Annotated in this window: 3 protein-coding genes and 1 pseudogene; all 4 read left to right on the top strand. The window is 38.0% G+C overall.

What is annotated here, in order from left to right:
- Positions 1-270, top strand: a pseudogene (locus GMD6S_RS11145) (M3 family metallopeptidase); the annotation flags it as partial.
- Positions 271-290: 20 nt separating this feature from the next.
- Complete coding sequence (locus GMD6S_RS11140) at positions 291-1,073, top strand: hypothetical protein (protein ID WP_001079821.1); 783 nt, start codon at positions 291-293, stop codon at positions 1,071-1,073.
- Between the two features lie 61 nt (positions 1,074-1,134).
- Positions 1,135-1,926 (top strand): DUF2785 domain-containing protein, encoded by a 792-nt coding sequence (locus GMD6S_RS11135; protein ID WP_000284153.1) that lies wholly within the window; start codon positions 1,135-1,137, stop codon positions 1,924-1,926.
- 111 nt (positions 1,927-2,037) lie between these two features.
- On the top strand, positions 2,038-2,384 hold a 347-nt coding region (locus tag GMD6S_RS11130), incomplete at its 3' end, for an MIP/aquaporin family protein (protein WP_000714862.1).

The following is a 2,384-nucleotide window of genomic DNA, read 5'->3' as shown; positions in this document are numbered from 1 at the left end:
CAAGCTCACTATTACATGGGCTTGTATAGCTACACCTACTCTGCTGGTCTTGTCATCTCGACAGCAGGTTATCTCCATCTGAAAAACTCTGAGAATGGGGCTAGAGACTGGCTCAATCTCCTTAAATCAGGTGGTAGTAAGACACCGCTTGAGTCAGCCATGATTATCGGTGCCGATATTTCAACAGACAAACCACTCCGTGATACAATCCAATTCTTGTCAGACACAGTTGACCAGATTATCGCCTACAGTGCCCAGTTGGGAGAGTAGGGGGAATTTAGGATAAGGATATGAACAGAATTAAAAAATGGCTGGAGCAGGATTCACAAAGAATACGTTTTATAAAAATAGGCCTAGTCTTGTTGGGAATCATTTTATTGATTGCTCTTCCTACTCTCTATCTTGTTTTGAGCGGAGTTGGTATTTGGTATTTTGTAAAGAAAGTACCAGATATTCGAAAAAGAAATTTAATGATAGGACTTTTTGTTGTTAGTTTTATTGTAGTTTCTCTTCAAACTCCGACAGTCACAAAGAAAATTTCATCTTCTCAATCAGAAACTAAGCAAACTGCGGCATCCACTGCTAAAGTAGAGTCAACAACCGATGCTTCATCTAGTACAGAAGAGGCAAAACGAGTTGATGAAGAGAAAAAAGCTAAAGAAAAAGCAGAAGAAGAGAGAATTGCCAAAGAAAAAGCTGTAAATGAGTTGCAAGAAAAAGGTGAAACCTTAGTCAAACAATTGGAAGAAAGTCAAGATGCAAGTCAAGTGAAGTCTGTTAAAGAAACAGTTAATCAGATTGAAAATAATGATAAAAAGGCAGAATTGCTCGATAGGATAGACGCAGTTGAGTCTTTAATTTCTCAAAAAGAAGAAGAGAAAAGAATTGTGCGTGAATCTGAGACTAAAGCCCAACAGCAAGATAGAATTGTCTATGTTGCAAACCATGGGAATGCGAAAGTTTATTGGTATAGTAAGGATAGAATGCCTTTAAAAACTAATAAAGCTAATGTTGTCGAGATGACAGAGGCTGATGCAATTGCAGCAGGAAAACGTCTATCTAAAAAAGAATAAGATAGAAAGTTATCTTGGGCTGGCTTTTTAAACAGTTGCTAGAAATGTAGAGGTATTGACCATGTATCAAGAGTTACTTAGAAAAATAGCAGAAGAAAAACCAAGTTATCATGAGGAAGAAATCCAATGGTTGCTTGATCATTTGGGAGATCCTTCTCCAGAAATTCGCGATGACCTTGTTTTTACAAGCTTTGCTAGAGGGATTCAGGAAGAGCTATTTACACAGGAACAATTTTATTTCATTGCTGAAGGGATTTCATCTGATGGAGGGTTAGATAAAGAGATTGATAAGGTAGGCTTGTCAACACTTGAACGTTCTTTTAGGGCGCTTATTTATGCAAATCTCTTGTCTGCGGATGCCAACCAGCAATCGATTTTTTATCAGGGATTAAAAGCAGAAATTCGTAATGTCCTTTTAAATCAAGGCTTGCACTATCTTTCAAAAGAAAAGGATACAACGAGTTTTTCAAGTCAGTATGGTTGGGTTCATGCTTTTGCACATGGAGCCGATTTACTGACAGAGGTAGTTTGTCATCCAGACTTTCCTAAAAACAGAGTTCATGAAGTATTTGATATACTTGGCCAACTATTTAAAAGAGTTTCGATTCGCTTTACAGATGATGAGGATTGGCGTTTAGCAAGAGTGATCTATGAACCTATTTTACAAGGGAAGTTGGAGCAAGAGCAAGTAGCTTCTTGGATAAAAGCTGTTGATTTTCCGATAGAAGAAAGGGAGGATTTTTACAAATTTTCAAACTTTAAGTCCTGTCTGTTGGAAGTCTATGTTCAACTTGACCAGAGAAATAGTTTACAAGATGACTTGAAAGACGCTATCCAGTCTTTTCAATACTAGAGATTAGCTAATAGTTATATGATTTTCAAGAAAATTTCCAATAAATTTTCTTGGAACCCTTTCCCTCTTTTGATAGACTAGTATCTAGTTTTTGAAAAAAGGAGAAAGAAAATGAAAAAATTTGTCGCTGAGTTAATCGGTACTTTCATGCTTGTGCTCATCGGAACAGGAGCTGTTGTTTTTGGAAATGGTCTTGATGGCCTTGGTCACCTTGGAATTGCCTTTGCCTTTGGTTTGGCAATCGTAGTTGCAGCCTACTCAATCGGAACTGTTTCAGGTGCTCACTTGAACCCAGCTGTTTCGATTGCTATGTTTGTTAACAAACGTTTGTCATCAAAAGACCTTGTCAACTACATCCTTGGTCAGGTTGTTGGAGCTTTCCTTGCGTCAGCTGCGGTATTCTTCCTCTTGTCTAACTCAGGCATGTCAACTGCTAGTCTTGGTGAAAATGCCTTGGC

It is taken from the genome of Streptococcus sp. GMD6S (genome assembly GCF_000297015.1).
Note: the sequence above shows the minus strand (reverse complement) of the source record. Positions and strands in the feature narration are given on the sequence as shown.